Source organism: Paraburkholderia sp. RL17-337-BIB-A (assembly GCF_046025895.1).
Taxonomy (GTDB): domain Bacteria; phylum Pseudomonadota; class Gammaproteobacteria; order Burkholderiales; family Burkholderiaceae; genus Paraburkholderia; species Paraburkholderia fungorum_C.
In genome coordinates this window covers 668,941-692,447 of sequence record NZ_JARESY010000003.1, presented here as the reverse complement: position 1 = coordinate 692,447, position 23,507 = coordinate 668,941, and the positions used below count along the sequence as shown (strand labels likewise).

21 protein-coding genes and 4 pseudogenes are annotated in these 23,507 nt (G+C 59.0%); 11 read left to right on the top strand and 14 right to left on the bottom strand.

Features of this window, described 5'->3' with window-relative positions:
• Positions 1–66 precede the first annotated feature (66 nt).
• The 3 genes from P0D84_RS41145 (at position 67) to P0D84_RS41135 (ending at position 2,238) form a co-directional block, all read left to right on the top strand.
• The gene (locus tag P0D84_RS41145; RefSeq protein ID WP_408349751.1) at positions 67–942 is read left to right on the top strand and encodes a lipid A biosynthesis lauroyl acyltransferase; all 876 of its coding nucleotides are present in this window, start codon (positions 67–69) and stop codon (positions 940–942) included.
• A gap of 63 nt (positions 943–1,005) precedes the next feature.
• Positions 1,006–1,911 carry an MlaA family lipoprotein gene (locus P0D84_RS41140; protein ID WP_408348016.1) on the top strand — a complete coding sequence of 302 codons (906 nt, stop codon included), beginning with the start codon at positions 1,006–1,008 and terminating at the stop codon, positions 1,909–1,911.
• Positions 1,912–1,992: 81 nt separating this feature from the next.
• Entirely contained in the window at positions 1,993–2,238 is a 246-nt protein-coding gene (locus P0D84_RS41135) for a hypothetical protein (protein WP_408348013.1), read from the top strand.
• Between the two features lie 786 nt (positions 2,239–3,024).
• Here P0D84_RS41135 and P0D84_RS41130 read toward each other — a convergent pair.
• The 3 genes and pseudogenes from P0D84_RS41130 to P0D84_RS41120 all read right to left on the bottom strand — a co-directional run.
• Positions 3,025–3,225, bottom strand: a pseudogene (locus P0D84_RS41130) (DDE-type integrase/transposase/recombinase); the annotation flags it as partial.
• 108 nt (positions 3,226–3,333) lie between these two features.
• Entirely contained in the window at positions 3,334–4,986 is a 1,653-nt protein-coding gene (ltrA, locus tag P0D84_RS41125) for a group II intron reverse transcriptase/maturase (protein WP_408345712.1), read from the bottom strand.
• 583 nt (positions 4,987–5,569) lie between these two features.
• Positions 5,570–5,779 (bottom strand): annotated as a pseudogene (locus P0D84_RS41120) (DDE-type integrase/transposase/recombinase); the annotation flags it as partial.
• A gap of 190 nt (positions 5,780–5,969) precedes the next feature.
• Here P0D84_RS41120 and P0D84_RS41115 point away from each other — a divergent pair.
• On the top strand, positions 5,970–6,107 hold the full coding sequence (locus tag P0D84_RS41115; protein ID WP_408348010.1) for a hypothetical protein: 138 nt from the start codon (positions 5,970–5,972) through the stop codon (positions 6,105–6,107).
• A 957-nt stretch (positions 6,108–7,064) separates the two neighbouring features.
• Here P0D84_RS41115 and P0D84_RS41110 read toward each other — a convergent pair.
• The gene (locus tag P0D84_RS41110; RefSeq protein WP_408348007.1) at positions 7,065–7,535 is read right to left on the bottom strand and encodes a hypothetical protein; all 471 of its coding nucleotides are present in this window, start codon (positions 7,533–7,535) and stop codon (positions 7,065–7,067) included.
• A gap of 421 nt (positions 7,536–7,956) precedes the next feature.
• Here P0D84_RS41110 and P0D84_RS41105 point away from each other — a divergent pair, with 421 nt between their 5' ends.
• The gene (locus P0D84_RS41105; protein ID WP_408348004.1) at positions 7,957–8,844 is read left to right on the top strand and encodes a glycosyltransferase family 9 protein; all 888 of its coding nucleotides are present in this window, start codon (positions 7,957–7,959) and stop codon (positions 8,842–8,844) included.
• Positions 8,845–8,863: 19 nt separating this feature from the next.
• Here P0D84_RS41105 and P0D84_RS41100 read toward each other — a convergent pair whose 3' ends face one another.
• Both P0D84_RS41100 and P0D84_RS41095 read right to left on the bottom strand, forming a co-directional pair.
• On the bottom strand, positions 8,864–9,562 hold the full coding sequence (locus P0D84_RS41100) for a response regulator (RefSeq protein WP_408348001.1): 699 nt from the start codon (positions 9,560–9,562) through the stop codon (positions 8,864–8,866).
• A 4-nt stretch (positions 9,563–9,566) separates the two neighbouring features.
• Complete coding sequence (locus P0D84_RS41095) at positions 9,567–11,189, bottom strand: ATP-binding protein (protein WP_408347998.1); 1,623 nt, start codon at positions 11,187–11,189, stop codon at positions 9,567–9,569.
• A 247-nt stretch (positions 11,190–11,436) separates the two neighbouring features.
• Here P0D84_RS41095 and P0D84_RS41090 point away from each other — a divergent pair, with 247 nt between their 5' ends.
• The 4 genes from P0D84_RS41090 (at position 11,437) to P0D84_RS41075 (ending at position 15,229) form a co-directional block, all read left to right on the top strand.
• Positions 11,437–11,805, top strand: a complete 369-nt coding sequence (locus tag P0D84_RS41090) for a DUF2866 domain-containing protein (RefSeq protein ID WP_408347995.1) — start codon at positions 11,437–11,439, stop codon at positions 11,803–11,805.
• Between the two features lie 162 nt (positions 11,806–11,967).
• Positions 11,968–12,351: a porin gene (locus P0D84_RS41085; protein WP_408349748.1), complete on the top strand. Its 384-nt coding sequence runs from the start codon at positions 11,968–11,970 to the stop codon at positions 12,349–12,351.
• 411 nt (positions 12,352–12,762) lie between these two features.
• Positions 12,763–13,893 carry an IS110 family RNA-guided transposase gene (locus P0D84_RS41080; protein WP_408347992.1) on the top strand — a complete coding sequence of 377 codons (1,131 nt, stop codon included), beginning with the start codon at positions 12,763–12,765 and terminating at the stop codon, positions 13,891–13,893.
• 286 nt (positions 13,894–14,179) lie between these two features.
• A complete protein-coding gene (locus tag P0D84_RS41075; RefSeq protein WP_408349746.1) occupies positions 14,180–15,229 on the top strand; it encodes an IS5 family transposase in 1,050 nt (349 codons plus the stop codon).
• A 157-nt stretch (positions 15,230–15,386) separates the two neighbouring features.
• Here the strand turns inward: P0D84_RS41075 and P0D84_RS41070 are convergent, their stop codons facing one another.
• The 3 genes and pseudogenes from P0D84_RS41070 to P0D84_RS41060 form a co-directional block, all read right to left on the bottom strand.
• Positions 15,387–16,430 carry a patatin-like phospholipase family protein gene (locus tag P0D84_RS41070; protein WP_408347989.1) on the bottom strand — a complete coding sequence of 348 codons (1,044 nt, stop codon included), beginning with the start codon at positions 16,428–16,430 and terminating at the stop codon, positions 15,387–15,389.
• 259 nt (positions 16,431–16,689) lie between these two features.
• Positions 16,690–17,262, bottom strand: a pseudogene (locus P0D84_RS41065) (YceI family protein); the annotation flags it as partial.
• Positions 17,263–17,527: 265 nt separating this feature from the next.
• Entirely contained in the window at positions 17,528–17,830 is a 303-nt protein-coding gene (locus P0D84_RS41060; RefSeq protein WP_408349743.1) for a hypothetical protein, read from the bottom strand.
• A 386-nt stretch (positions 17,831–18,216) separates the two neighbouring features.
• Between P0D84_RS41060 and P0D84_RS41055 the strand changes: the two genes are divergently transcribed.
• Positions 18,217–18,534, top strand: a complete 318-nt coding sequence (locus P0D84_RS41055) for a DUF4148 domain-containing protein (RefSeq protein WP_408347986.1) — start codon at positions 18,217–18,219, stop codon at positions 18,532–18,534.
• Here the strand turns inward: P0D84_RS41055 and P0D84_RS41050 are convergent.
• The 4 genes and pseudogenes from P0D84_RS41050 to istA form a co-directional block, all read right to left on the bottom strand.
• Positions 18,471–18,854 carry a MerR family DNA-binding transcriptional regulator gene (locus tag P0D84_RS41050; RefSeq protein WP_408347983.1) on the bottom strand — a complete coding sequence of 128 codons (384 nt, stop codon included), beginning with the start codon at positions 18,852–18,854 and terminating at the stop codon, positions 18,471–18,473. The two genes, P0D84_RS41055 and P0D84_RS41050, sit on opposite strands and share 64 nt — an antisense overlap.
• Before the next feature lie 437 nt (positions 18,855–19,291).
• Entirely contained in the window at positions 19,292–19,708 is a 417-nt protein-coding gene (locus P0D84_RS41045) for an IS66 family transposase (protein ID WP_408349740.1), read from the bottom strand.
• Positions 19,709–19,846: 138 nt separating this feature from the next.
• A complete protein-coding gene (istB, locus tag P0D84_RS41040; protein WP_408347980.1) occupies positions 19,847–20,602 on the bottom strand; it encodes an IS21-like element helper ATPase IstB in 756 nt (251 codons plus the stop codon).
• 15 nt (positions 20,603–20,617) lie between these two features.
• Positions 20,618–22,178, bottom strand: a pseudogene (gene istA / locus P0D84_RS41035) (IS21 family transposase).
• A gap of 50 nt (positions 22,179–22,228) precedes the next feature.
• On the opposite strand from istA, the gene P0D84_RS41030 reads away from it, so the two are divergent.
• Positions 22,229–22,372, top strand: coding sequence for a hypothetical protein (locus P0D84_RS41030; RefSeq protein ID WP_408347978.1), 144 nt, complete (start codon positions 22,229–22,231; stop codon positions 22,370–22,372).
• Between the two features lie 75 nt (positions 22,373–22,447).
• On the opposite strand, the gene tnpC is transcribed toward P0D84_RS41030, so the two are convergent.
• Positions 22,448–23,425, bottom strand: a complete 978-nt coding sequence (tnpC, locus tag P0D84_RS41025; RefSeq protein WP_408347975.1) for an IS66 family transposase — start codon at positions 23,423–23,425, stop codon at positions 22,448–22,450.
• Positions 23,426–23,507: the final 82 nt, after the last annotated feature.

The following is a 23,507-nucleotide window of genomic DNA, read 5'->3' as shown; positions in this document are numbered from 1 at the left end:
GGTGCGGGGCTGTCCAAGGAGGGCTTCTCCTCGCCGAGTCATGGCGCATCCTGGGTAGGGAAACTTTTGAAAAAACTTGGCTTTGCGCTCATGGTAGCGTTGCTCCGCATATTGTCCATGCTTCCTTACACGTTTGTCGCGAGGCTCGGCAGTGCACTTGGGGGAGCGCTTTATACCCTTCCCAGTCGTCGCAAACATGTGGTCCTCGTGAACCTTCGTCTCTGCTTCCCGGAGAAGACTACGCGTGAACACGACGAGCTTGCGAGAGAACACTTTCGGCATGTAGTTCGCAGCTATCTTGAACGGGGCATTCAGTGGTTTGGCAGCGCGCAGTCGATCAGGGATTGTGTGCAGATTGAAAGTGAAATTGATCTCGATGACAAGAATGCTCCACCTACCATCTTTATGGGCTTTCATTTTGTGGGCATTGAGGTCGGCTGCATGCTCTACTCGACACATTTCCCGGTTGCCTCGCTTTACACCCGTATGTCAGATGCCCGGATGTGCGACCTGGCCAGGCGACAACGCGGCAGGTTTGGCGCAGAGATGATCGAGCGCGCGACGAGCGCCAGAAGGATTGTGGGATTGCTGCGTTCGGGCAAACCCGTTATGCTCGCGGCCGATATGGATCAGGGCGTCGACAACTCTGTGTTTGTCCCGTTCTTTGGCGTTCCCGCCTGTACGCTGACGGCCGTTTCGCGGCTCGCAAGACTGGGGCACGCGCGGGTTGTGCCATTCGTAACTGAAGTGCTTCCGGATTACCAAGGCTATAAGTTGAAGATCTTCAGGCCGCTAACCGATTTCCCGTCAGGGAGTGACATTGCCGACGCGCGTCGCATGAATGAATTTCTTGAGGAACAGATCGTGAGATTCCCCGAGCAATATTACTGGGTGCACCGACGCTTCAAACATCGTCCGCCAGGTATGCCTGCGGTGTATTGAATGTTTCGCATTGTCAAGGATCCAGCCGGAGGCTAGTCCCGAGGCAAAATCAGGAGAGCAGTAATGGTGACGATACGCGCCACAGGGATGGTGGCGGCGGCAACACTTGTACTGGCGGGCTGCGCGACGGTAAAGACGCCGACGAAAGGCGATCCGCTCGAAGGACTCAATCGCACTGTCTTCACGCTTAATGACAAGGTCGACCAGTATGCCTTGAAGCCAGTGGCACAGGCGTATGTATGGGCGCTTCCGCAGCCGGTGCAGGGCAGTGTTACGAACTTCTTTTCAAACATCGGCGACGTGTACACGGCTGCCAACGATCTGCTGCAGCTGAAGATTACCGATGGCGTCGAGGATGTCATGCGCGTTGCCATCAATACAGTCTTTGGTGTCGGTGGCCTGTTCGACGTCGCGACGATAGCGAGGCTGCCAAAGCACACGGCCGACTTTGGACTGACGCTCGGCCACTATGGCGTGCCGCCGGGGCCGTATCTCGTTCTGCCGCTGCTCGGTCCAAGCACCGTGCGTGATACCGCGGGGATGCTCGTCGAATTCGAAGGCGATCTGACAACGTTCGTCCAGCCGATCTGGGTCCGCACGACCCTTTATGGGGTGCGGGTGGTCAGCTTGCGCGCATCGCTGCTCGGAGCAGGCGACCTCCTGGCGGGTGCCGCCCTTGACAAGTATTCATTCGTGCGGGACGCGTATCTGCAGCGTCGCCAGTACCTGATCTCCGACGGCAATCCGGCGCCGCCGGTCTATAAAGACGACCCGGGTTCCGACGCGGACTCGTCCGGCATCAGCACACCGGCGTCCGAAGCGGGCGGACAGTCCAGTATAGTTGTTCCCGCGCCCGTTGCTGCGAGCGCATCTCGGGCCGCCTCCGGCGCTGCTGGGTCGACCGTCCCAAGTCTACAGATGATGCCGCCGGGACGTTATTACAGTTTGCCGAACCCACTGCCAAGATAAGGGGTATTCGCGCGGGTGAACCGGGCAACGTACATCCAGTCCAACGGAAATCGTGGGTTGGGATGCACAGGTGGTCAGGCAATGAAAGATATGGCGATGATTTGCTCTGTGAAAGAGGCACGTGATGTGCTCAAAAGCGAGCCGGACAATATGATCTGTATGGATCGGGATTTCAGATGCTGGATCCGGAAAGGTATTCGCGATAGTGCGGGCGTCATGACTGCAGATGGCGAAAACGTGGTCGAGATATCCATAGACGCGTTTGATGTGTTATCGGAAGGCATGGGCCAGGCATATTCCTCGGAGTTCTTCCAGTTTCCCACATGAACATTAATCAAGTTGCGTGAATCGAGCGGCGAGGCGCACAACCAACGAGCCGCGGAATTCTCGCTCCAACCAGCCTGAAATTGACCGTCGGTCAGACGCCTGCCATTCGCTGTGGATCAACTCCGTATGTGCTGCGCCAGTCAAGCGTCACCGCATCGAGTACTGCGAATAAATAACCGTCCGCCGTCAACCTGGCGCAGAACACCCATGCTGCATGGAGAAAACACGGTGCATCGTCGAACTGCCAATGAGACTCGCCGTCCTCCAGGCGATCAGCGGCACCTGTCGTGAAGGCTGGAGGCCGCGGACGAAAAGGCGGGGCCCTGAGCGACTGTAAGTTCGTTCCGAGGATGGCGTGCTCGTGACCGATGCAGTGCACCAGGATTGCGCAGTTCCGGACAATGGCACGTTGTCCGTAGCCAAAGCTCAATACTGGGGGCAACATGCGAAGCGCCGTTTTCTGACCAATGCCGAAGGCGCGACCTTTCGGAGCGTTTCGTCACTGCATAAGCTGCCCTTAAGGAGAGGCTGCTAATTTTCGTGCAGACAGGGCGGTAGCGGAATTCCGTTTCTGACGTTCGAGACGCCCGCTTGTCGGGCTGTTTCGTTGGTTTGACCACGCAGGTGGTTAATACCGCTGGCGAAGTTCGGCTCAGTCACGTTTCGAGCCGAATGAGCCATGCCATGACCACCTTTCTCGGGCCCGGAAGCGATTCCGGGCCTTCTTTTTCGGGTTCTGCTGCAAATAGGTAAGCCGGTTGAGAAGTTTCATATAGGCAGGAAACCTTATCGAGTGGACAGGACAGCATTCCATACGACGGGCGCAGCGGCATCCTTGAGGCCGGGCTTCGCGAGATCGAACTGGCCCTTGCGAATTCGATGCGTCAGCTCGATGCCTGAAATCGTGGTCGCGGCGCTCCTGAACCGTTTGAAACCGAGCATCACATTCGTTCTGGACCTGATGTGGCGATGGTCCTGGTCGGGTAGCAGCAGCGCATTGCTGCGCTGCTGCCCCCTAAGAACCGTACGTGCGCCTTTAGGAGCATACGGCTCAAGCCTCTGCAAAGGCATCTGTCGACACCCGGTAGTACAACTTCATTTTCCGGCGTACTGCGGATTTCTACGGCAATTGAGATGGTTAACCTGGAGGTTGCTTGCTGCATCCGTGCCGCCGTCAGTTTGCTTCACAATATGCGTAACATCCCAGCGGGTGTTCATTGTGATGGGCTGCTGACAGTTGGAACACATGCCATCTTGCCTTACCCAGACACGGTACAGCTTACGGCGACCGCGCGTCGAGTTCAGCATCTTCTGGCCCCATCGGGATTCGAAGTATGGTGCCCATTGCGGATCGTGCGGATTTGCGCCCGCTCGGATCTTGATGTGCCGTTTTATTGGCGTGGCCGATTCCTTCAGCAAGGTGACCTCTCTTGTCGTGCCATCCTCTTTTTTTTCTGTGGCGGCAAATACCCAATCCCGCAGACCTTTGGCCCTGAAGTATTTGCTTTTTATCCATCGGGCGCCTTTTTTAGGGTGCCTTCTGGCCGCCCATCGCCATAGCATTGACCAGACCTCGTGATCAACCCGATCGAAGGCTTTCTTGGCGACGACATGGCTATGGTAATTCGCCCATCCTCGTAAAACAGGATTGAGCAGCTTTACCAGGTTCGCCTGTTTAGCCGTCTTGTTGGCCTTGATGATTTCACGAATTTTGTCAAGATGTGCCTTGACGTTCGCTTTCGACGGCTTCATCAGTAGCTTGCCGTTGTACTTGCGAATGTTCCATCCGAGGAAATCAAACCCATCCTTGATGTGCGTTATCCTGGTCTTTTCTGGTGATAGGACCAGCCCGCGTTCCGCCAGGAATTCAGCTACTGCCGGCCTGACTTCATGTTCCAGCCACTCCTTCGAGTGGCCGGTAATAATGAAGTCGTCCGCGTAACGCACCATGTTCATTTTCAGTCCTCTCTGCTTCGCTCGCGGGAATTTTTCCGCGAGCATAGCTTCGAGGCCATCGAGCGTCATGTTGGCTGCCACCGGGGAAATAATTCCCCCTTGCGGGGTGCCGGCGTCAGTGGGGAAGAGTTCGTTTTGATACACGTATCCCGCTTTGAGCCACTTCTTTAGAATCACCTTGTCCGTGGGGATATTGGCGATCATCCAGTCGTGGGAAATTTTGTCGAAACAGCCTTGGATGTCGGCCTCCAGCACCCATTCCGCACTCGCCTTTTTTGCCAGAGAAATGAAGCATTGTCCTCCAGCGTCAGCAGTAGAGCGTTCCGGTCTGAACCCATAAGAATTCAGATCGGCGGTGGTTTCCGCAACGGGTTCCAACGCCAGCAGATGTAACGCCTGCATGGCGCGGCATTTCATCACGGGTATGCCGAGCGGCCTCGTCTTGCCGTTTTTCTTCAGAATAAAAACTCTCCGAAGTGGAAGGGGCGAATAATCCCGCCTCTTCAACGACGCAATCGCGTTGGCCTTTGCCGCCGGTGTTTTCCACGTTACCTTGTCCACACCGGGGGTGTTCCTGCCTTTGTTTTCAGTCACCCGCTTCACGGCTAATGCACGGCCGCTGAACGAATGGGTCAGCAGCCATTGCAGTGCTTTCACCCTGTTATGGCGGCCGGCCTGTACCGCCTTCACCATACGCGATTGCAGCCTCCTTACCTGACGTTGAACATCGGCCCAATTGATGCCGTTCCACGCCACGCCCGAAGGTGCACGCGCCCGTGTTGCTGCGCTCATTTGCTTTCCTTCCGTTTAGATGGTTCTGCAAACTCTCTGGTGAGGAGAGACCACGAGGAAGTCTGCCCGCTTTCGCGTCGGGTGATGTTGCAACCCGTATCCCGTCCATTACAGCCGGGCATTCGCTTTTTCCCCGATCCTGTGCCCGCACCGCCATGGGCAGACCTCGCAGCCTGCTGTCCCGAAGGGAGCGATACGGGGTTTCCACGTTCCGCTTATGGAAGTACGTCGGGTTAGGTGCCTGCTCTGGGCCGGGAGGTATGCGGGTCACGAACGCGTAATCGAAAGACGCTGTTCCCACCTCCAGTACCGTTTTGGTTCGAGCGCAATAGCCATTTCCGCTCGTTCAACGTAACGACCCTACTGCAGATTCAAATGTTTTCACCATACCGACTATCTGGCACTCATCCGGCGTATGGCTGCCAGAAGGGTACGCCTCTCGCGATTGATACCCCGCGCCTTGCGGCGCTTCGTTACGTTGTCAGAGCCGCTCTTGATTCAGGCCCCTGGATTCACCGGGTGACACCGGTGGTTCTCTCCTTCGATACGGCGAGAAGGGAGAACAACTTCTGTAAGCGACCTCGTGTCGCACCTCGATCACGTTGTTCAGATATTTCGACGACCGGACCTTTGTGTCTTCAGGCAGCAGGCCATCGGTCTTCATCTCGCGCACCGCGCGGTGCGAGGCACCATAGCCGTCCAGCGTGATGGTCTCCGGCGACTGGCCCTGATGCCTGATGGCCTTGTTGGAGAAAGCTTTGGCCGCGGCCACGTCGCGCCTCGCCCTGAGCAACATGGTTTGTTGATGGTGTCTCGGTGCCTGGCGCGCCGCGATGAAGGTATCAGACAGGCGAGTCGCGGCCACGTGGCAGTCGCATCTGCGGAATTTCGGTGAATTTTCCCGGGTGGCGGTATCGCGTTCCCTGGCCGCCCCGTCGCGCCGGGCATTGATGATCGGCCGGACAATCAACGAGACGAAGCGGGTGGCAGTCATCGGCGCGTTACGCGCCGGCTGCCTTCAACCATTCCCGCAATATTTAGAGCGCTTGTACCAGTGCGCCGAAGACAACGTCCACAGCGGCAACAAGCAGGATCAGCAGAACATCGTCTGCGGCGGCTAGCGATGGGATGTTGAAGATGATTTCAGTTTCCCACAAAGAAGTTTCTCAGCCGCAAGAAAGGTCTCTGTTAGTTCCAAGCAGCGTTTCAGAGCGCGACGGTTGACGGGAGCCACGCTTATCGAGTCGTATCTCAGTTATGCCGAGGCCATAGATCAGTCCCGTCTGTGCGCGCGCATAGACATCCATCCCGACGTAGCGGTCGTATTCATTGAGAGCATCGCTCTCTGCTGGCTCCAAAATTGAAAATGCCAGCCCCTCAAACAGGCGCGCATTTACGGGCTCAAAGACGCCCGTAATGAGTCGGAGATCGAACTTACCGGGAAGTCGTTGTGCAAAAGAGTGACCCAGCGGTCCTGGATGTCCGCCAGCGCACTCTGAAGGGCGATCCCTATCGTGGGCATAAGGCAGGTTTCGGCGATGCACTTGTGCAATTGCGACATGGAATAGGGCGCAGCGTCCCAATGGTCCATGACGGGATCCAGATTCCAGAGTTGCCCATTGGCGTTCCCTCAGCTTGATCGCATTAATATCTCCGGTGGGAGGCGTTCATTCCATTTTCCGTGCCATCGGGATCGGTTTTCGTTGCTTTCCTTCCATAGGCACGAGAATTTCCTGAGGGCGGCGTATCAGTAAGTCTCAACGGTGGATCGTTTCGACCACGACGCCGGCCGACCGTGGATAACTGCTGACCATCACGAGACAGGTTCTCCCTCTAGGCAACCGTTGCTACGGTGCGTGTCATGCTTCATGTCCGGACTCTCTCAAGATCGTTTTTGCGAAGTTTTCATAACGTGTCTCCTTGTGTTTGGTCTGAAGCCGCCCTTGCGCTCGTGAGAAGAACCAGCATCGCCGGGTAGCCAAGCGCGGTTGCCCGCGCCTAGCCCCCTAAGAACTGTACGTGCAAGTTTCCCTGCATACAGCTCAGGCCTCTGCCAAGGCATCTTTCGACACCCGCTTTCACAACTTATTTCCGGCGTACTTTTGAATTCCATGACAACCGGGATGGTGCAGTTGAATGTTGCCCGCTGCAATCGACCCACCGTCGGTTCTTTTCACAATGAAGCGGGTGACCCAAGGGGCACCTATTGCGATCGGCTCCTGACAGGTCGGACACAGGCCATCCTGCCTCAGCCAGACCCGGTAGAGCTTCGCGCGGCCCCTTGGCAGGTGCATCATCCTCTTGCCCCATCGGGTCTCGAAGTATGGTTCCCACTGTGGGTCGTGCGGATTGGCCCCGGCCTTGATCTTGACATGCCGCTTTATCGGCGTGTCCGCCGCTTTCAGCAGGACGAGCTCCTTCTTCCTCCCATCCTCTTGTTTTTCGGTTGTGGCAAATACCCAGTTGCGGGTGCCTTGGGTTTTGAAGTATTTATCTTTGCCCAGCGGGCTCCTTTCTCTGGATGCCGTCGAACCGCCCAGCCGTGCCATCAGTTGGCTGCGAATGCTCGATCAGCGATGGCGCGCACACCATGCAGTCGAATCCTCTGTGGCAGAGTTCCCACACTGACTAACCCTCGTCTGATTCCTGGCGGTGGGCCAGCCGCTGACTCACGGAAAGTCATACTGCCGAAACTGGTCAAGTACTTGGTTGGCTACGAATACCTGCTGGCCAACGGACGATCCTTTGGATGAAGACGTGCGGCGCGTAGGGGTGCCGGTGTGCCATTTTCCGCAAGAAATTTTCGGTAAGTTCGCGGAAACAATCGTGGCATAGCGCTATGTCAGCATATGGTTCACACAAAACGAACTTTGACAGACCCATGCGGACGACGCGACAGCGCAATCAAATGATCTGGAATCGACACAACCGCCGAGCGCCGCAAGCAGTGAAGCGGCGCCGCGTGCAGTCATGAACGCAATGCTCCAACGCGCCAACTCGATTGCCGTCGTGATGTCGCCAGCGATCGGTGATACGTTGCTGGCGATGGTGCTGGTCAACAATCTGGTCAGGAACGGTTTCCGGCCGATGGTCGTGGGCTGGGTAATGGAAGATCTCGCGCAGTGGTTTCCCGGCATCGACGTTCGGCCCGCGAGCGAAATGCCACCGCGGGTCGATCTGGTGATCCAGTTGTACGCGACGGCGGCAGGGCGCGCTTTATCTGCGGACGGCGAACTGTGCGAGATCAGCCGGCTCGATGCGTTCAACAAGGCAGGTCACATGATCGAGCGCTTCGTTGCGGTTGCGCGCGATACCTTCGGTCTTGCGAACGTGACGCGCGATACGGGTATCGTCGCGCCCTGCGGAATCCGTCCGCGGACGCATGCCGCACGTGTCGCGTTGCATCCGACCGGTAGCCACGATCGGAAAATCTGGCCACGCGCGAAATTTGCCGCGCTTGCCGGAAAGCTCATACGCCGCGGCTTCGAGCCGACCTTCCTGGTCGCGCCGGACGAAAAGCCGGCATGGCTGATGGACGAAGACATCGCGCCGTATCTGCACTCGTTCGTCAAATTCGTCGACGTGGCGGCGTGGATTGCCGAATCGGGATTCTTCATCGGCAACGATTCGGGCCTGGGGCATCTCGCGTCGGCGCTCGGCGTGCCGACGCCGTCGCTATTCATGCGTCGCGGCCTCGCGCTTACGTGGCGGCCGAACTGGGGACGCGGCGCGATCGTGCTGCCGCATAATCTGTTCGTCGGCGGCGCGTTGAAGGAGCGGTTCTGGAAGCAGGCCTTGAGGGCGAGCCGCGTGATGCACTCGTTCGAACGGTTGAAGGTCGAACTGGAGTTGCGATAAGCGCTGGTTGCGCCTCCCTTCAGATTTCCAGCCGGTATCCGACGCCGTACACCGAGACGATTGGCTCGCTCTCAGGCCGCACGGTCTGCAGTTTGCGGCGCAGGTTCTTGATATGGCTGTCGACCGTGCGGTCGGTGACCACGCGGTGGTCTTCGTACAGATTGTTCAGCAGGTAGTCGCGCGGAAAGATGCGTCCGGGCGATTTCATCAGCAGCACCAGCAGACGCAATTCGAGCGGCGTGAGCCTGAGTTCGTTGCCGTCGAGCAGTGCATGATGAAACTGCTCGTCGACATCGAGTCCGTGCGGTACTTGCTGTGCGCCGGGCCGGAAAGCAACCGCGGGCGCCGCGCGTCGCAGGATCGCCTTCACGCGGGCTACCACTTCGCGTGGGCTGAACGGCTTGCAGACATAATCGTCGGCGCCGATTTCGAGGCCCAGCAGCCGGTCGATTTCGTCGATGCGCGCGGTCAGGATGATCACCGGTAACGCCGAAAATTGCCGTAGCTCGCGGCAGATATCCATGCCGTTGCGCCCCGGCAGCATGAGGTCGAGCAGCATCAGCGACGGCGGCGTCGCGCGAATGAACGGCATTACGGCCTGTCCGTCGGCGACGATCGTAGTCGTGAAGCCGTCCAGACGCAGATAGTCTTCGAGTACGGCGGCGAGCTTGGGTTCGTCCTCAACGATCAGGATGTGTGAACTGTGCGCTTCGGTCATCACATCAGTCTCCTTCCGGCGGAAAGTGCGCGGTGATCCAGACGCCGCCGAGCGGCGAAGGCCTGGCGTCGATCGTGCCGCCATGGGCCATCGCGATAGCGCGGCACAGTGACAGGCCGAGACCCGCGCCGCCGCCCTGACGGCTGCGCGATTCGTCCACGCGGTAAAAGCGATCGAACAGATGCGCGAGCGCGGCCTCCGGCACGCCGGGCAGCGAGTCCTGCACTTCGAGTTGCCAGCCCTGGCCACTCTCTGAGAGCGATACGCGCACATGGCCGCCGGGGTCGGTATAACGCAGCGAGTTTTGCAGCAGGTTCTTCAGCAACTGGACGAAGCGCGCGGAATCGACCGAGAACATCGCGTCGGCGATGGCCTGCATACAGCTGAATTCGACCGCGATCTGTCTTGCCTTGAACGATTCGCGCATGGCGTCGAGCGATGCGCGAGCAAGCTCCGCAACGTGCGTGGGCGTCTTGTAATAGCTGAGCGCGCCGACGTCGCTCAGCGAAAGCTCGTACAGGTCCTCAATGAGCTTGTTGAGCATATTGACTTCGGTTTGCAGGGACTTGAGCGAGTCGCGATCGAATTCATGCACGCCGTCTTCAATCGCTTCGAGTTCGCCGCGCAGCACGGCAAGCGGCGTGCGGAGCTCGTGCGAAATGTCCGCGATCAGGTTGCGCCGCGAGCGCTCGGCTTGTTGCAGCGAATCCGCCAATATGTTGAAGTCCGACGCGAGCCGGCCCAGTTCATCGCGCCGGCCGGCCGGAACCCGCGCGCTGTAGTCGCCGCCGGCAAGGCTATGGGTCGCGTTCATCAGGCGCTTGACCGGCGCAAGTACGATGCGGGCGAGCAGTAGCGCGACGATCGCCGCGAGCACGACGGCAACGCCCGCGATCTGCCACGTTGCGCGCATCTGCTGCGCCTGGAAGGCAATGTCTGCGGCATCCGAAAGGGTGTCCGGTCCGTTGACGGCGAGCCAGCCGACTATCTTGCCGTTATAGACGACGGGCTTCATGGCGCTGTCCGGCGCGGGCTCGCGTGCGCTGCTCGCCACCAGTTCGTGATTGGAGTCGAACAGCGCGACCGGCGGACCGCCGGGCGCAAGGCTGCCGCTCATGCCGTCGTACGGCTGCGGAAGCGGCGGTCTCGCATAGGCGCTGTCACTGTCGCTCGCGCGAGGGCGGTCGCGCTCCCTCATGATGGCGGAGGCCGCCGGCGGCGCTGGCGACAACCGCATGCCCCAGTGCGGACCTACCGATGGGCCAGTCAACGGCCCGAGCAGTTGCTGCACGCTGCCGCTGCCGGGAAACGTCTGCCAGCTCGGCCTCTTGTCGATTTGCGCGGCGTCGATTTCCTCGCGTAAGGCATCATGGATCGCCGCGTCCAGCAGCGCGAGCCATGCATCCGGATGATCACGCAGGAAATTCCAGTTGCCGTGCGTGGCATATTCATTCGTCACTTTTGCCATCACGGCCTTGATGCGCCCTGCGTCGCGCTCGCGAACATAGTGCAAAAAGCCGTTCTCGAAGCTCACCCGTACCGCGTAGCCCATCGTCAGGGAAATGACGAGGCAGGCGATCAAGACTGCAAGGAACATTTTCCAGGTGATGCCGAAGCGCATCTTCATCGGGGCGCGCCGTGCGCGAGACAACGACGTGTGTGGCCGATCGACAGGTTGGGTGTGAAGAGGGGCGCTTTGCATGGGCGAATTCTAGATGATTGGCGTATGGCGTTACATGTACCGGGAAATCTCCACAACTTCTCCATTCTTTCTTCGTCGTGGCTGCGCGATTGATACGTACGATCGTGCGGCCCTCATATGAACTCCGCAAAAAAGGCGGCAAAGGGCACTTCATTCACTAGGGGGACCTTCCATGCAAGTCTCGTCGAACGTGAGCGGCGCCGCTTCACGCGATTTCCAGTCCGGCCGGAAGACGGCCGCCGGCACGGCAATTGGCAGAAAGCCCGCGAAACGCGTCAACGCGCCGGCGGATGCCGGCAAGAACGTGATGAAGGTGCGTGGCTGCCGCATTTCGGCGCCGATCGTGGCGTTGTGGGGCCAGTGGTGCCGGATTGTCGAGTGGATCAACGCGAACGGCGAGTACTCGTGCATGGCCGTGCCGGGCGACGCGACCGAAGCCGAGATCCGGCAGCGGGTGCGCACGCATCGCAACGGCCAGCGTCACACCTTGACGGACGATCCGGGTTTGCCTCAGCAGCGGGTGCGTCTACGGCGTGCGTGAGCGCCGCCGCGTTTTCGATTTCAAGCGAGGCCAGCTGTTTGCAGGAGATGGAGTGCGGACGCGGCACAACCCCGGCTGTCGCGGTCGCGGACGATTACCGGGCGTTCTTCGTCCTGCTTCGCCGACGGCACGAACATGTAGCCGCGTCCGCGCAATGTCTGGATAAACTTCGGGCTCGACGGTAATCTGACGGGAATCGGAGCCTCGGCATCCGGCACGTCGAATGGACTTTCCTTTGTCGATAATAGTGCGCGCTTCAGCAACTATGAACTGAATGGACGCTACAACTTGACTCCGGCGGTCTCGGTTTCCGCGGCGTATACCTTTACCGACAGTCGCATCGACGGCGTAGCGCCGAAGTGGAACCAGTTTACGCTGCAGACGGACTATGCGCTGTCCAAACGCACCGACATTTATCTTCAGGGTGTGTACCAGCATGTCAGCGACACTGGCGACAGTGGCATCCATGCGGTGATCAATGGGCTATCGATGTCGAGCTCGAACGAGCGGGTGGCCGTCACTGCGGGCATACGCGTGCGATTCTGATCGAGTTCATTTGCTACCTGAAAGGCGATGCGCTCGCGAGGGTGTGGGCGCGTCAATCAGCAGCTGGCGTCGTTAAATGCACCGTCTGATTTTCGCAGTCAAATTTGTTGCCGGTCCTGTAACTGGGGTGCAGCGAAATTGACTAGCAGGCTGCGGAAATACCTTGCACTGAAGTCATCGCGACGGATAGCAAAAGCGTTGATGTAAGAACTGCACCCGCCCCCGGAGATCATGCGCGGCACCGACACATTCACCGAGAGTTTGTTTTCCGTGCGCAAGGCAGTATGACTCCCGTGGCAGCGAGGCTGGCCGCCGTGCGGTAGTGAAGCGCGCGGGTTAGCATGCTGCCAGAGCCGCAAGAGTGTGGCCAGAGCCACCACTCGTCGGTTTGTTTCCAACACGGAGGCCAGCATGAACCAAGATAGCACGCTATACGTTGGGCTGGACGTTCACAAGGACTCGATCACGGTTGCCTACGCGATCGGTCTGGACGACGTGGAACTGCTCGGCAAGACCGGCACGACACAGATAGAAGTTGATCGCCTGTGCAAGCGGCTGCAGTCGAAGGCCCGGCATGTTCACGTTGTCTATGAGGCCGGGCCTTGTGGTTATGACCTGCATCGCCGGCTCACCGGGAAGGGCTTCGATTGCATGGTCTGTGCGCCATCGCTGATTCCGAAAAAGCCCGGTGATCGCGTCAAGACCGACCGGCGCGACGCGTTCAAACTGGTGCGTTCGCTGCGAGCCGGCGATCTATCCGCAGTCCATGTGCCGAGCGTGGAAGACGAGGCGTTTCGCGATCTGGCCAGGGCGTGGTCGTCCGCCCGGGACGATCTGAAACAGGCCAGGCAGCGATTGAAGTCTTTCCTCCTTTCCCACGGCGTACGTTACTGCGGCCTGGCGAACTGGGGGCCCGCACACCGGCGGTGGCTGAGTGCCCTTTCGTTCGATAGTGCGTGGCAGCAACTGGCGTTCAACGAACACCGCCGCACCATCGAAGATCGCCTCGCGCAGTGTGACCGACTGGAGGCAGCGCTGCACGAAGCGGTCGGTAGCTGGCGGTTCTATCCGGTCGTACTGGCGTTGCAGGCAATGCGCGGCATCCAGTTCACCTCGGCGGTGGGACTGATATCCGAGCTGGGAGATCTGTCGCGCTTTGAACACCCGCGGCAGTTGATGGCGTGGCTGGGCGTCACGCCGTCGGAACATTCATCAGGTAGCAAACGGCGCCAGGGCAGCATCACCAAGGCCGGCAACAGTTATGCGAGAAAGCTGCTGGTCGAATCAGCCTGGAGCTACCAGCATCCGGCGCGCGTGAGCAAAGACATACAGAGCCGGCAAGAAGGCATACCCAAGCCCATTGTCGATCGGGCCTGGGATGCCCAGCTACGCCTGTGTGGCCGATATCGCAGGCTCGTGGCCAGAGGAAAGAGCCGGCAGGTTGCAATCATTGCTGTGGCTCGTGAACTTGCCGCGTTCATCTGGGACATTGGCCGGATGGGGATGGCCTTGGCGGTACCGCAAAGCGAACAGCCTGCGTAACGCATTTCTCCAACCACCCAACAGCCCACACACTGCAAGAGTTTCCTGAAGGCGGCGTAGCCCGGTATCTGAGTAATCCGCGTTCCAGTTTGGCAACGGCAAGGCCGACTTGCGGCGCAAGAAAGCGGCAGGCTCATGACACGGACCTCTGTAATGCGGTACCCAATCCGCGAATATCAGCGTGATCCACCGTCGAGATTTACTGCTACGTCGCCCTCAGGAAACTCAAAAACGCCTATGAATAAAATTTAAAAACCATCCCTATTGACACGGGGAGTCATATCAGCTGGACGATTTCGTTCCGCCCTCGCATCCGCTGCGCTCGATTCGCGTCATGGCGAACGAGGCGCTGACGAAGATGGATCGGGTGTTTGCCGGGATGTACGAGGCCCACATCAAGGGAGGCCGGCCGAGCATCGCGCCGGAGAAGCTGCGTCGGGCGATGCTGCTGCAGGTGCTGTACAGCATCCGGTCTGAACGCCAGCTCATGGAGCAAACGCAATACAACCTGCTGTTTCGGTGGTTTATTGGTGTCGATGGACGATTCAGTCTAGGTGCCGACGGTGTTCACGAAGAACCGCGAGCGTTGATCCGGCACGATGCGGTGGTCGAATTCTTCAACGAAGTGCTGTGCGTCGCGCAGAAGAAGAACTGGTTGTCGGGCGAGCACTTCAGCGTGGACGGCACGCTGATCCAGGCGTGGGCGGCACACAAGAGCTTTGTGCGCAAGGACGGTGACGACAGGGATAACGACGGTGGCAGCGGCGAGGGCGACTTCAAGGGCAGCAAGCGGAGCAACGAAACGCACGAGTCGGGGACCGATCCCGATGCACGGCTTTACCGCAAGGGCAAGACGGCCAGCGAATTGCGTTACATGGGCCACACGCTGACCGACAACCGCCATGGGCTGGTGGTCAATGTCCGGGTGAGCTGTGCTGACGGACATGCCGAACGTGAAGCGGCCAAGGTCATGATCAACGATGCGCGGCAGGCGGCGAACGATGCGGCTGCGCAAATCACGCTGGGCGCGGACAAGGGTTACGACGCAGAGGAATTCATCAAAGCTTGCCAGCAGATGAAGGTCACGCCGCACGTGGCGCAGAACACGTCGGGTCGCCGTTCGGCCGTGCCCGATGAGATTGCGCGCAGTGTGGGCTACGCGATATCGCAGCAAAAGCGCAAGCTGATCGAACAAGGCTTTGGGTGGGCGAAGACCGTGGGGCGCATGCGCCAACTGATGGTACGCGGGTTGAAGAAAGTCGACCAGATGTTCGTGCTGAACATGGCCGCCTACCACCTCGTGCGCATGCGTTCGCTAGGACAGGTCCGCCCGTAGTTGCAGAAATTGCGGTCATGAGGCGAAAAACAGGCATCAAATCGCCGAAAAAACAAACTGGATTCGCGTTGAAATTTCGCAATGCAGAAAATTGCGCGGCCGGTAGCCGCGCAGAGCGAAGGGCCTTGTTTCAGGAGGGGTGTATTTCCGCAGCCTGCTAAAGGAATTCCTTGCTGATGTCGACGCTCGATCGTTGGCCGATGTATTGGTAGTTCTTCTCGAGCCACGCCCCGGCCTCGATCCGTCCCTTATCACGCAAAGAGCAGAGAAAGTTCCAGTCGGCGTTGTACTTGCTCGACACACCGAGTGCGGCCATTGTCTGGTCGGACCGAACCGAGTGGATCAACATTTCCTTCATCCCGCCGGGCTCAATCCTTCCTTGCTGGATCAACTCGGTTACGAAAGCGATTGCGCGCATCTCACGCATCAACGACGAATTGAAGCTCACTTCGTTCATACGGTTGAGGATATCGGCCGCCATGGTTGGTACACCGGGACGCACAATCGGATTGATGTGGACAACCACTACATCGCGTGTTCTGCAGTTATAGATCAGGGGAAAAATAGCCGGGTTACCGACATAGCCTCCGTCCCAGTAATATTCACCGTTGATCTCTACCGCCTGGAACAGCGTTGGAAGACAGGCCGAAGCAAGCACAGCCTCTGTACACAGTTCCTGACCAGAAAAGATTCGTATTCTACCGGTCTCAACATTAGTTGCGCATAGATATAGATGTATCGGGCAATGTCTGCGCAGCGCGGCGAAATCGACGTGTTGGTCAAGTATCGCGCGCAGCGGATTCATGTTGTGGGGATTGAACTGGTATGGTGACAGGACGCGAAGAACGATGTCCGCCAGTAGGTACATGGGCGAGTGGTCCAGTCCGAACGTGTGGGTTCCTCTCAACCAAGGTATCTTGCCGAAGGGATCGTAGCTCTCCGCCGATTGTGCAACGGCGCGCCAGAAGTCGTGCAGTGCCTGGCGCGCGCCTTCGGAATCACCCATTAGTAGTCCGTGGGCCAGCACGGCGGCATTCATCGCACCGGCACTGGTAGCGCTGACGCCTTCAATTGAAAGCCGGCCGTCCTCCAGCAGGCGGTCGAGCACGCCCCAGGTGAACGCTCCGTGCATTCCACCGCCTTGCAGTGCGAGTGCGATCGACTTTTGCGCGATCGGCCGCTTTCTGTTCTCTGTAGCCATCGAAAACCTCCTCCATGTCGGGTACAGCCACGCCCCCGACTACCTACCGTCCCGGTCGCTCTCGCACGCCTATTTAAGGCAGAACATATCGATCGACCAACTCGAAAGGGGGGCTCGAAACCCTGGATGATGACTGGCTCTGCGTGTTCGCGGGTGCCCTCAGGGCGAAAGCGACAAGCTGATCCCGGACCGGACCATTTATCCCTCTCCTGAACGACATGTCGGGTACGCCCGTAGCGCGTTCGGGCGCTGCGAGTTGCCGGACGAATTCCGCCTGAATCCGCACGTTTACTTCGTCGCCTACGGCCGGGAACCACGTCGATAGTCCAAACCTCGCGCGGCTGAAATGGCCTTCCGCCGAGAAGCCGAGCGTGTCCTTTTTCGTCAGTGGATCGGGTGCGAAGCCGCTGAACGTCACGTCAAGCGTGACCGGTTGCGTGGCGCCGCGGATCGTCAGATCGCCGGTCAACGTGCCGCGGGCGTCTCCTGTGCGTTTGAATCGCGTGCTGACGAACCGGATCTGCGGATAGCGCGCCACGTCGAACATATCAGCACTTTTGACGAGCTTGTCGAGGAGCGGCACGTTGGTATCCACGCTGGCGGCATCGATGGTCGCCGCGACTGAACTCCTGTCGAGCCCGCCTTTGTCCCAGTTGAGATTTGCAGTCGCACGATCGAGGCGCATCGTGAAGCGCGAATACTTGAGGTGATCGACGTCGAATGTAATGCTCCAGTGGTGCGGATCAAGTTCGTACTGACCTGGCGGAACTCGCGTTTCAGACTGGCTGACGGTATGCGTGATCACCTGGAGCGGCGTGCATGCAGCGACCATCGCGAGCACCGAAATCCACAACGCACGCGCGACAATCGAATGAACGGAATGCTTTTTCATCGCTTTCATCCCTGTGGCCGACCAGCGTAACAAATGCGCGGCGACGCGATCAATACCGGATCCAGTCAGGTTGCCATTGATGGCCCGCCAGCGCGCATGCGAATCAGCCACGTGACATGTCTGGATTCGACGACGATCAGGCTCGCGATTCAATGCAACCAGCTATCTGCAGTACACCCTGCATGAGGCCGACTCGTCTCGACCATCAATTTTTCGACGGCGGCACAACATAGGTCGTCACGCCGGCTAGTGGCGATCCGTATCCACCAGATTGAGCGTTGTTCGGCAAACCATTGGCGAGTTGCGCCCGCGGATCTGTAGGATTCAGATTCAGCTCTCCCGCCTGCCGATCGCCGTGGGTGGGATACGCGCTCCCGCGTGCAGCCTGCGGCATCAACCGGGTGCTGTTTTCAGGCGCGTTGATATCGTCATATGGGCTGAGACCTTGCGCCGCGACGCTGCCCGCGGCGATACACGATACCGCTAGCAGGAGTCCTCTCAATGCCATCGGTGCTCGCGGCACGCCCGCTCTGTCGAAAACGTTTTTCATATCAAATTCCTTAAGGTGCCGAAAGCGCGAGACCGGCCCGTTTTGCGATATGCAATGAGTAGACGCTGTTTCGTCGCCGGATATTCCCGCAGCTTGTGAAAAAAAGGAAATTTGCGTGGCCTAAAAACTTACAAATGAGATCGATTTCGATGTGAGTAATCGAGCCGCAATCCCGTTTGCGTGCCACTGTGTCCTCTTATGGAAAATGTCAGGGATACCTTTTGTCCTGCGAAAGAGAGTAGGGAATAAGAATGCCGGTTCAGTGGTTTACCCGTGCAGAGGGTCGTGCGCTGGAGTCAAGTGGACTGTGGACATCACGGGCTCGAAAACCAAGGAGTAGCAACATGAAATCGAATTTGCTTAATCGGCTTGTTGGTCAATCCGCGCGTGGTTCGCTCATCGTGAGTGCGTTGCTGATGGCAACGTCAGCCAGTGTGTACGCGCAAACGTCGGCGGAGCCCGGCACGCATCAGATCACCCGTGCAGAAGTGCGGAATGAACTCAAGGAGTTGGAGGCGGTCGGGTATCGCCCTGTTCCCAACGATCTCTACTACCCAGATGACATTCAGGCGGCGGAACAAAGACTGGCGGCCAAACATCAAGCGGAACAGGATGCGCTGACCGGCGGAAACACGATAGCGCAGACGAAGCCCACGCCATGAATGCGATGGACAGCTGCCCGGGTCAGCAACGACTTCGATACCGGTGAAGCCGGCCTCGATGCAGTAATTTTCCAGCCGGCAGCCCGCGTCTTCAACTGCCCGGCCTGGTCATGCGACGAGACGCGGGCATGGTAGACGATCTTGCCAGCGGGTTTCGGCGCGCTGCCGAGGCTCGCATGAACCGATTCCCTTTCGTAGTGGCGATGTCCGCCAATGGTACGGCCGGCCGGCGTCAGACGTCCCTGCCGATCCCAGCGCCGCAGTGTCGCCACCGCCGCGCCCAGTTCCGCTGCCGCTTCACCGATTGATATGAATCGCATCCGATATCTCCAAAAGATATCGGGTAAAGCAACCTTTTTCTGAACGCCGTATTCAGATTTGCGCAGGTTCAACGCGAACTGCTGGAAACCCCTGTCTGTCATTAGCAGCCATCTGCCGTGCACCTTCGTCGCCCTTGATACCAGACGCTACGAGAACGGCTATTCAGGAGCCGAAGAAGAGCTGGCAGTAGCTGACTGGACCTACGCATTCATTGCTGCTGGTCTGGGGCAGCGACGTGCATCCCGCAGTTATCAGCCCCACGAACGCGGCGGGGATCCAGACTGCGCGACGGATGCGCGACGAAGCCTTCTTGCCTGCGGGCTGGTTGCGCAAACCTGGGATGCCGTTCGCCGCCTCGTGGTGGCAGGGTGCGTCAGCGCTGTACGCACCAGGGATCGGGCTTTCGCGAAAATCGAATTGGTTCATTTGCACGTAACTATTCAGCGGCAGACAAAGGCGAAACGACGATTCCGGCAAAGCTGGAGGCCAGTGCATCAATCAGCGAATGGTTCTGCTTACGCAAGGTGGCAAGGTAGGAGCGGATCGTGCAGAACGCTTGCATGCCCGATTCCGAACGGAAGCACCCTGAGATTTTCTGTTTGAGTTTGGGCATGCGGATATCGCGTTCGGCCTGGTTGTTGTCGAACGGTACACGATGATCTGCAATGAAACGCCACACCTGGCGTGCATGCCTGTGAAGGCGTGTGAGCAGGTTGCAGGTAAAGCTTTGCCTGATTCTGCCGCGGCGTTCCTTGCGCGTGGGCTCACGTGCCTGCTGCGGATTGAGCCTGCGCGCCTGGGCGATCAGCGTGCGGCTGCGCCGTGCGTAATAGCGTTGGCGCGATTGATCCAGCGCGGTGTCGCCTGAGGCCAGACTGAGGTCGACCTCGCGCTTTGCCTGCGGATTTCGGTGATGGTGATCGAGCGTTTCGGCGAACGTGATCAGTCTGGAAGGTGGTGTTGCGCGGTTACGTAAGTATAGCTGGAGCGATCACGTTGCTGGGTTGGCGTCGTGCTTTATGTTCGTCTTTCGCATCGATTCGCCCTTGAGCGGAAGTTTGTGAGCTTGATGAACAAGCCGGTCGAGAATGGCGTCGGCCAGCGTCGGGTCTTGCAGCCACGCGTGCCAGTGTTCCAGGGGCAATTGGCTGGTGATGACGGTCGAGCGTGTGCCGACGCGGTCGTCGAGTACTTCGAGCAAATCGTTGCGTGCGCCTTGGTCCAGATCCTGCAATCCCCAGTCATCAAGTAGCAACACGTCGACCTTGGCGAGCTGGGCGAGGCGGCGGCTGAAGCTACCGTCGCCGTGAGCGATCTTCAACTCTTCGAACAGGCGTCCAACGCGTACATACAAGACGGAGAAGCCTTGCCGGCACGCCTGCTGCCCGAACGCACACGCGATCCAGGTCTTGCCGGCTCCCGTGGGTCCGGTCAGGATCAGGTTCTGGGCGTGACGGACCCAGTCGCAGCCGGCGAGCGTTGCGATCATCCGTTGGTCGATGCCACGGCTCTGGCGGTATTCGATGTCCTCGAAACATGCCTGAGGGTTCTTCAACTTCGCAGCTTTGAGCAGGCGTTCGAGCCGTCGAGTGTCGCGCCATGCCAGCTCGCGCTCAACGACGATCCCGAAGCGCTCCTCGAACGACAGACTCGAGCTTGCGGTCAGGCCGAGTTGCTCCTCGAATGCGCGAGCCATGCCGTCAAGCGTCAAGGCTTTGAGTTGGGAAACGGTTTGCTGCGTCAACATATCGACCTCCATCGGTCAGTGGTAGTAGTCGGGCCCTCGGACGTTCTCATGGTCGGGAGATAGCCACTCGGTGAGTGATTGCGGGAGCGGTGTCTGGCGGTCGAGTCCGGACTCGAGAATCGAGATGACGGATCGACGGGTGGGTGCCCCGATCGCAACGGCCCTCACGCAAGCCGCTTCGAGTCGCTCCTTGCCATATTTGCGGGCGAGCTTGAGCAGACCAAGGCAGGCTCGGTAGCCCATCTCGGGATGTGGGCGGTTCGTCAGTAAATGGTTGACGACGGTCTCGGTGCCGGCACCGATTGATGCGCCCCAGTTAAGCAACCGACCAGGGGACCATTCCATATGCGCACGGTGAGCCGCCGGCATATGGTCGGCGACCGTCGTGTAATGTCCTTTGTGTCGGGAACGAGCATGAGCAGCAACGCGCTTGCCGCCGTGCAGAATCTCGACTCCGTGGCGTGTGATTCGAGCTTCGACCTGTTGACGAACGAGGCTATGCGGAACGCTGTAATAATGAGAGTGCGACTTCGACGTGGTAATCGATATTGACCCGGCACTTGCGGAACGTTGCAACCTCGTACCGCTTTGCCGGTAGCGCACGAAGCATCGGTCGGTCGAGTCGTTCGAACCATTCGCGCCGGTTACCTTCAAGCTTCTTAAATGGGCGCAGGTTCAAATCAACGATGAGCTTGCCGATTGCCTTGTTGAGTTCGGCGAGGCTGAAGAAGCGATGGTTGCGCAGACGCGCCAGAATCCAACGTTCGACGATCTGCACGCCGACCTCGACCTTCGCCTTGTCTTGCGGCTTGCGTGGCCGTGCAGGCAGCATGGCAGTGCCGTAGTGATTGACGAAGTCCTGCGTGGTCGCCCCGAGCACTGGCTCGTAGCGGTCGGGCTGGGCGATCAGTGCGCGCGGGTTGTCCGGCACCAGCAGTTCTGGGACGCCCCCAAAGAACTCCATCGAATCGATGATGCTGCCGATCCAGTCGACAGTGGCTTCGGAGCGTGTCGCGCAAGCGAACGTGTAACTTGACGCGCCGAGGACGGCGACGAAGACGTGCGCCTGGAACGCGATGTCTCCATCGGCGGCAACGATAGGTATGGTGTGGCCCGCGAAGTCTGCGAACAATCTCTCGCCGGCGCGATGTTGCTGGCGCATCGAGCGCTTGAGAGTCAGCGCCCAGTCTTTATAGAGCTGGCAGAACTGCGTGTAGCGGTAGGTTCGCAGCGCGGCATGTGCCTCGACGTATTCCTCCCAAAGTAGCTGCAGCGTCACGCCTTTGCGCCGCAACTCACGATGTATCAACGTGAAGTCAGGCTGAATGCGTTTGGAACCGGCCGCAGGTTCACCCATCGCCGACTTCGGCAGAAGGCGCTGCTCGATCTCATCATCCGAAAGAGGCTCAATACTGGCCCAGTCCAGACCAGCGGCACTCGCCAGCGCGGCGTACTCGGATATCGCACCAACACTGATGCCGACCGCCCGACCAATCTGGCGGTGTGAGAGACCACACGCCCACTTCAGCCGTAGGACTTCCTTCAATTTGCGCATGCTCGTGCGGTGTGCTGGCATTGCCTTCGTTTCCAAAAAAAGGAAACAGGCTACTGCCCATCGTTGAGAACATGCGCAACACCACCGCCAAGCTGAAACCTGATCGCCGTTTCGGTCCTGTGATCACCGGTTTCGGTCCGGTGATCACCCGTTTCGGGATGGTGATCAACCATTCCGGTAACGTGATCACCTGTTTCGGACGAGCCCGAAAGTGATCACCATCGACCGAAACACGTGATCACCTTCGTCCGGAATCAGCGATCACCTTCAATCGGAATCGCTGATCACGTTCACCGGAATACGCACTTTGCCTGGCAAAGCAGATCAATCATCTGCTGGGCCCAGGCCTGCTGCGTGGACTCCAGGACAAACACCAGTTCGCGCAGATGGTGGGCATTGCACAGCGCGTGTTCACACTCATAGCCGGCGTACGGCCTCCAGCCGTCATGCACCGCGATTCCCGTAAAGCCGGGCAGAATGCCGAAGCTGTCCAGCGCCTCGCTACCGCGCTTGCGGTGCGAGCCATACCAGCTCAACGCGCGCGTCGAGGCAATATGCAGCCAGTGAGGCGTGCGTCCCACACGCATACAGCTCTCATCGAAATGCACCACTGGCTGCTCGTGTAGCGCCTGCCTGATCTGATCAACCGCCGGCGCCAGCAACCGGGCAGCCTGGTCTATGCTGTGCTGTACGGTTCCCGTACTCACATGCAGACCAAACAGGTCCTCCAGCGCCTGGGCGGTGCGCGCAACCGGCAACTGCTGGTATTGCGTCAGATAGACCGCAGCGGCGCGCACCTGAGGACCATATTGAACCGCCTGGCTCACGCCCTCGGGAAACACGCCCGAATGGTGCTTGCCGCAGCGGCACTGCGCGATCTGGACGCGATGCTCGGTCACCTCAAAGCGCGTGGGCGGCAGATCGATTACCTGACGGCCTTCAGTCAACACGGTGATCCGGGTGGATTCGATCCACTGTCCACAGGCGTCGCACACCGGCGTTACCGGGTGAATCTTGATGTGATCGGGCTGCGCTACACGTTTGAGCGTCTTGCCCTTATGCCCCGGTTGCGCGCCAGGGCTGGCGCCGCTCGTGCCACGCAGTGACTTCGGCTTGCGCTTCGGACCATCGCTTGAGGGCGGCTTGCTGGAGTTATGACTGTCCTTCTCGAGCTTCGCTTCAAGCTCGTTCAGACGCCTCACCAGATCAACGATGAGTGCGTCCTTCTGCTCCGGTGTCAGATCCTTGATGTCGGGCATCTTCGTCATATCCCTCACTATGCACAGCCTGGTAGCAGTTTACAAGCGCTGAATAGTTACCATTTGCACTTCTCCTGTCTTCAGGTTAGAG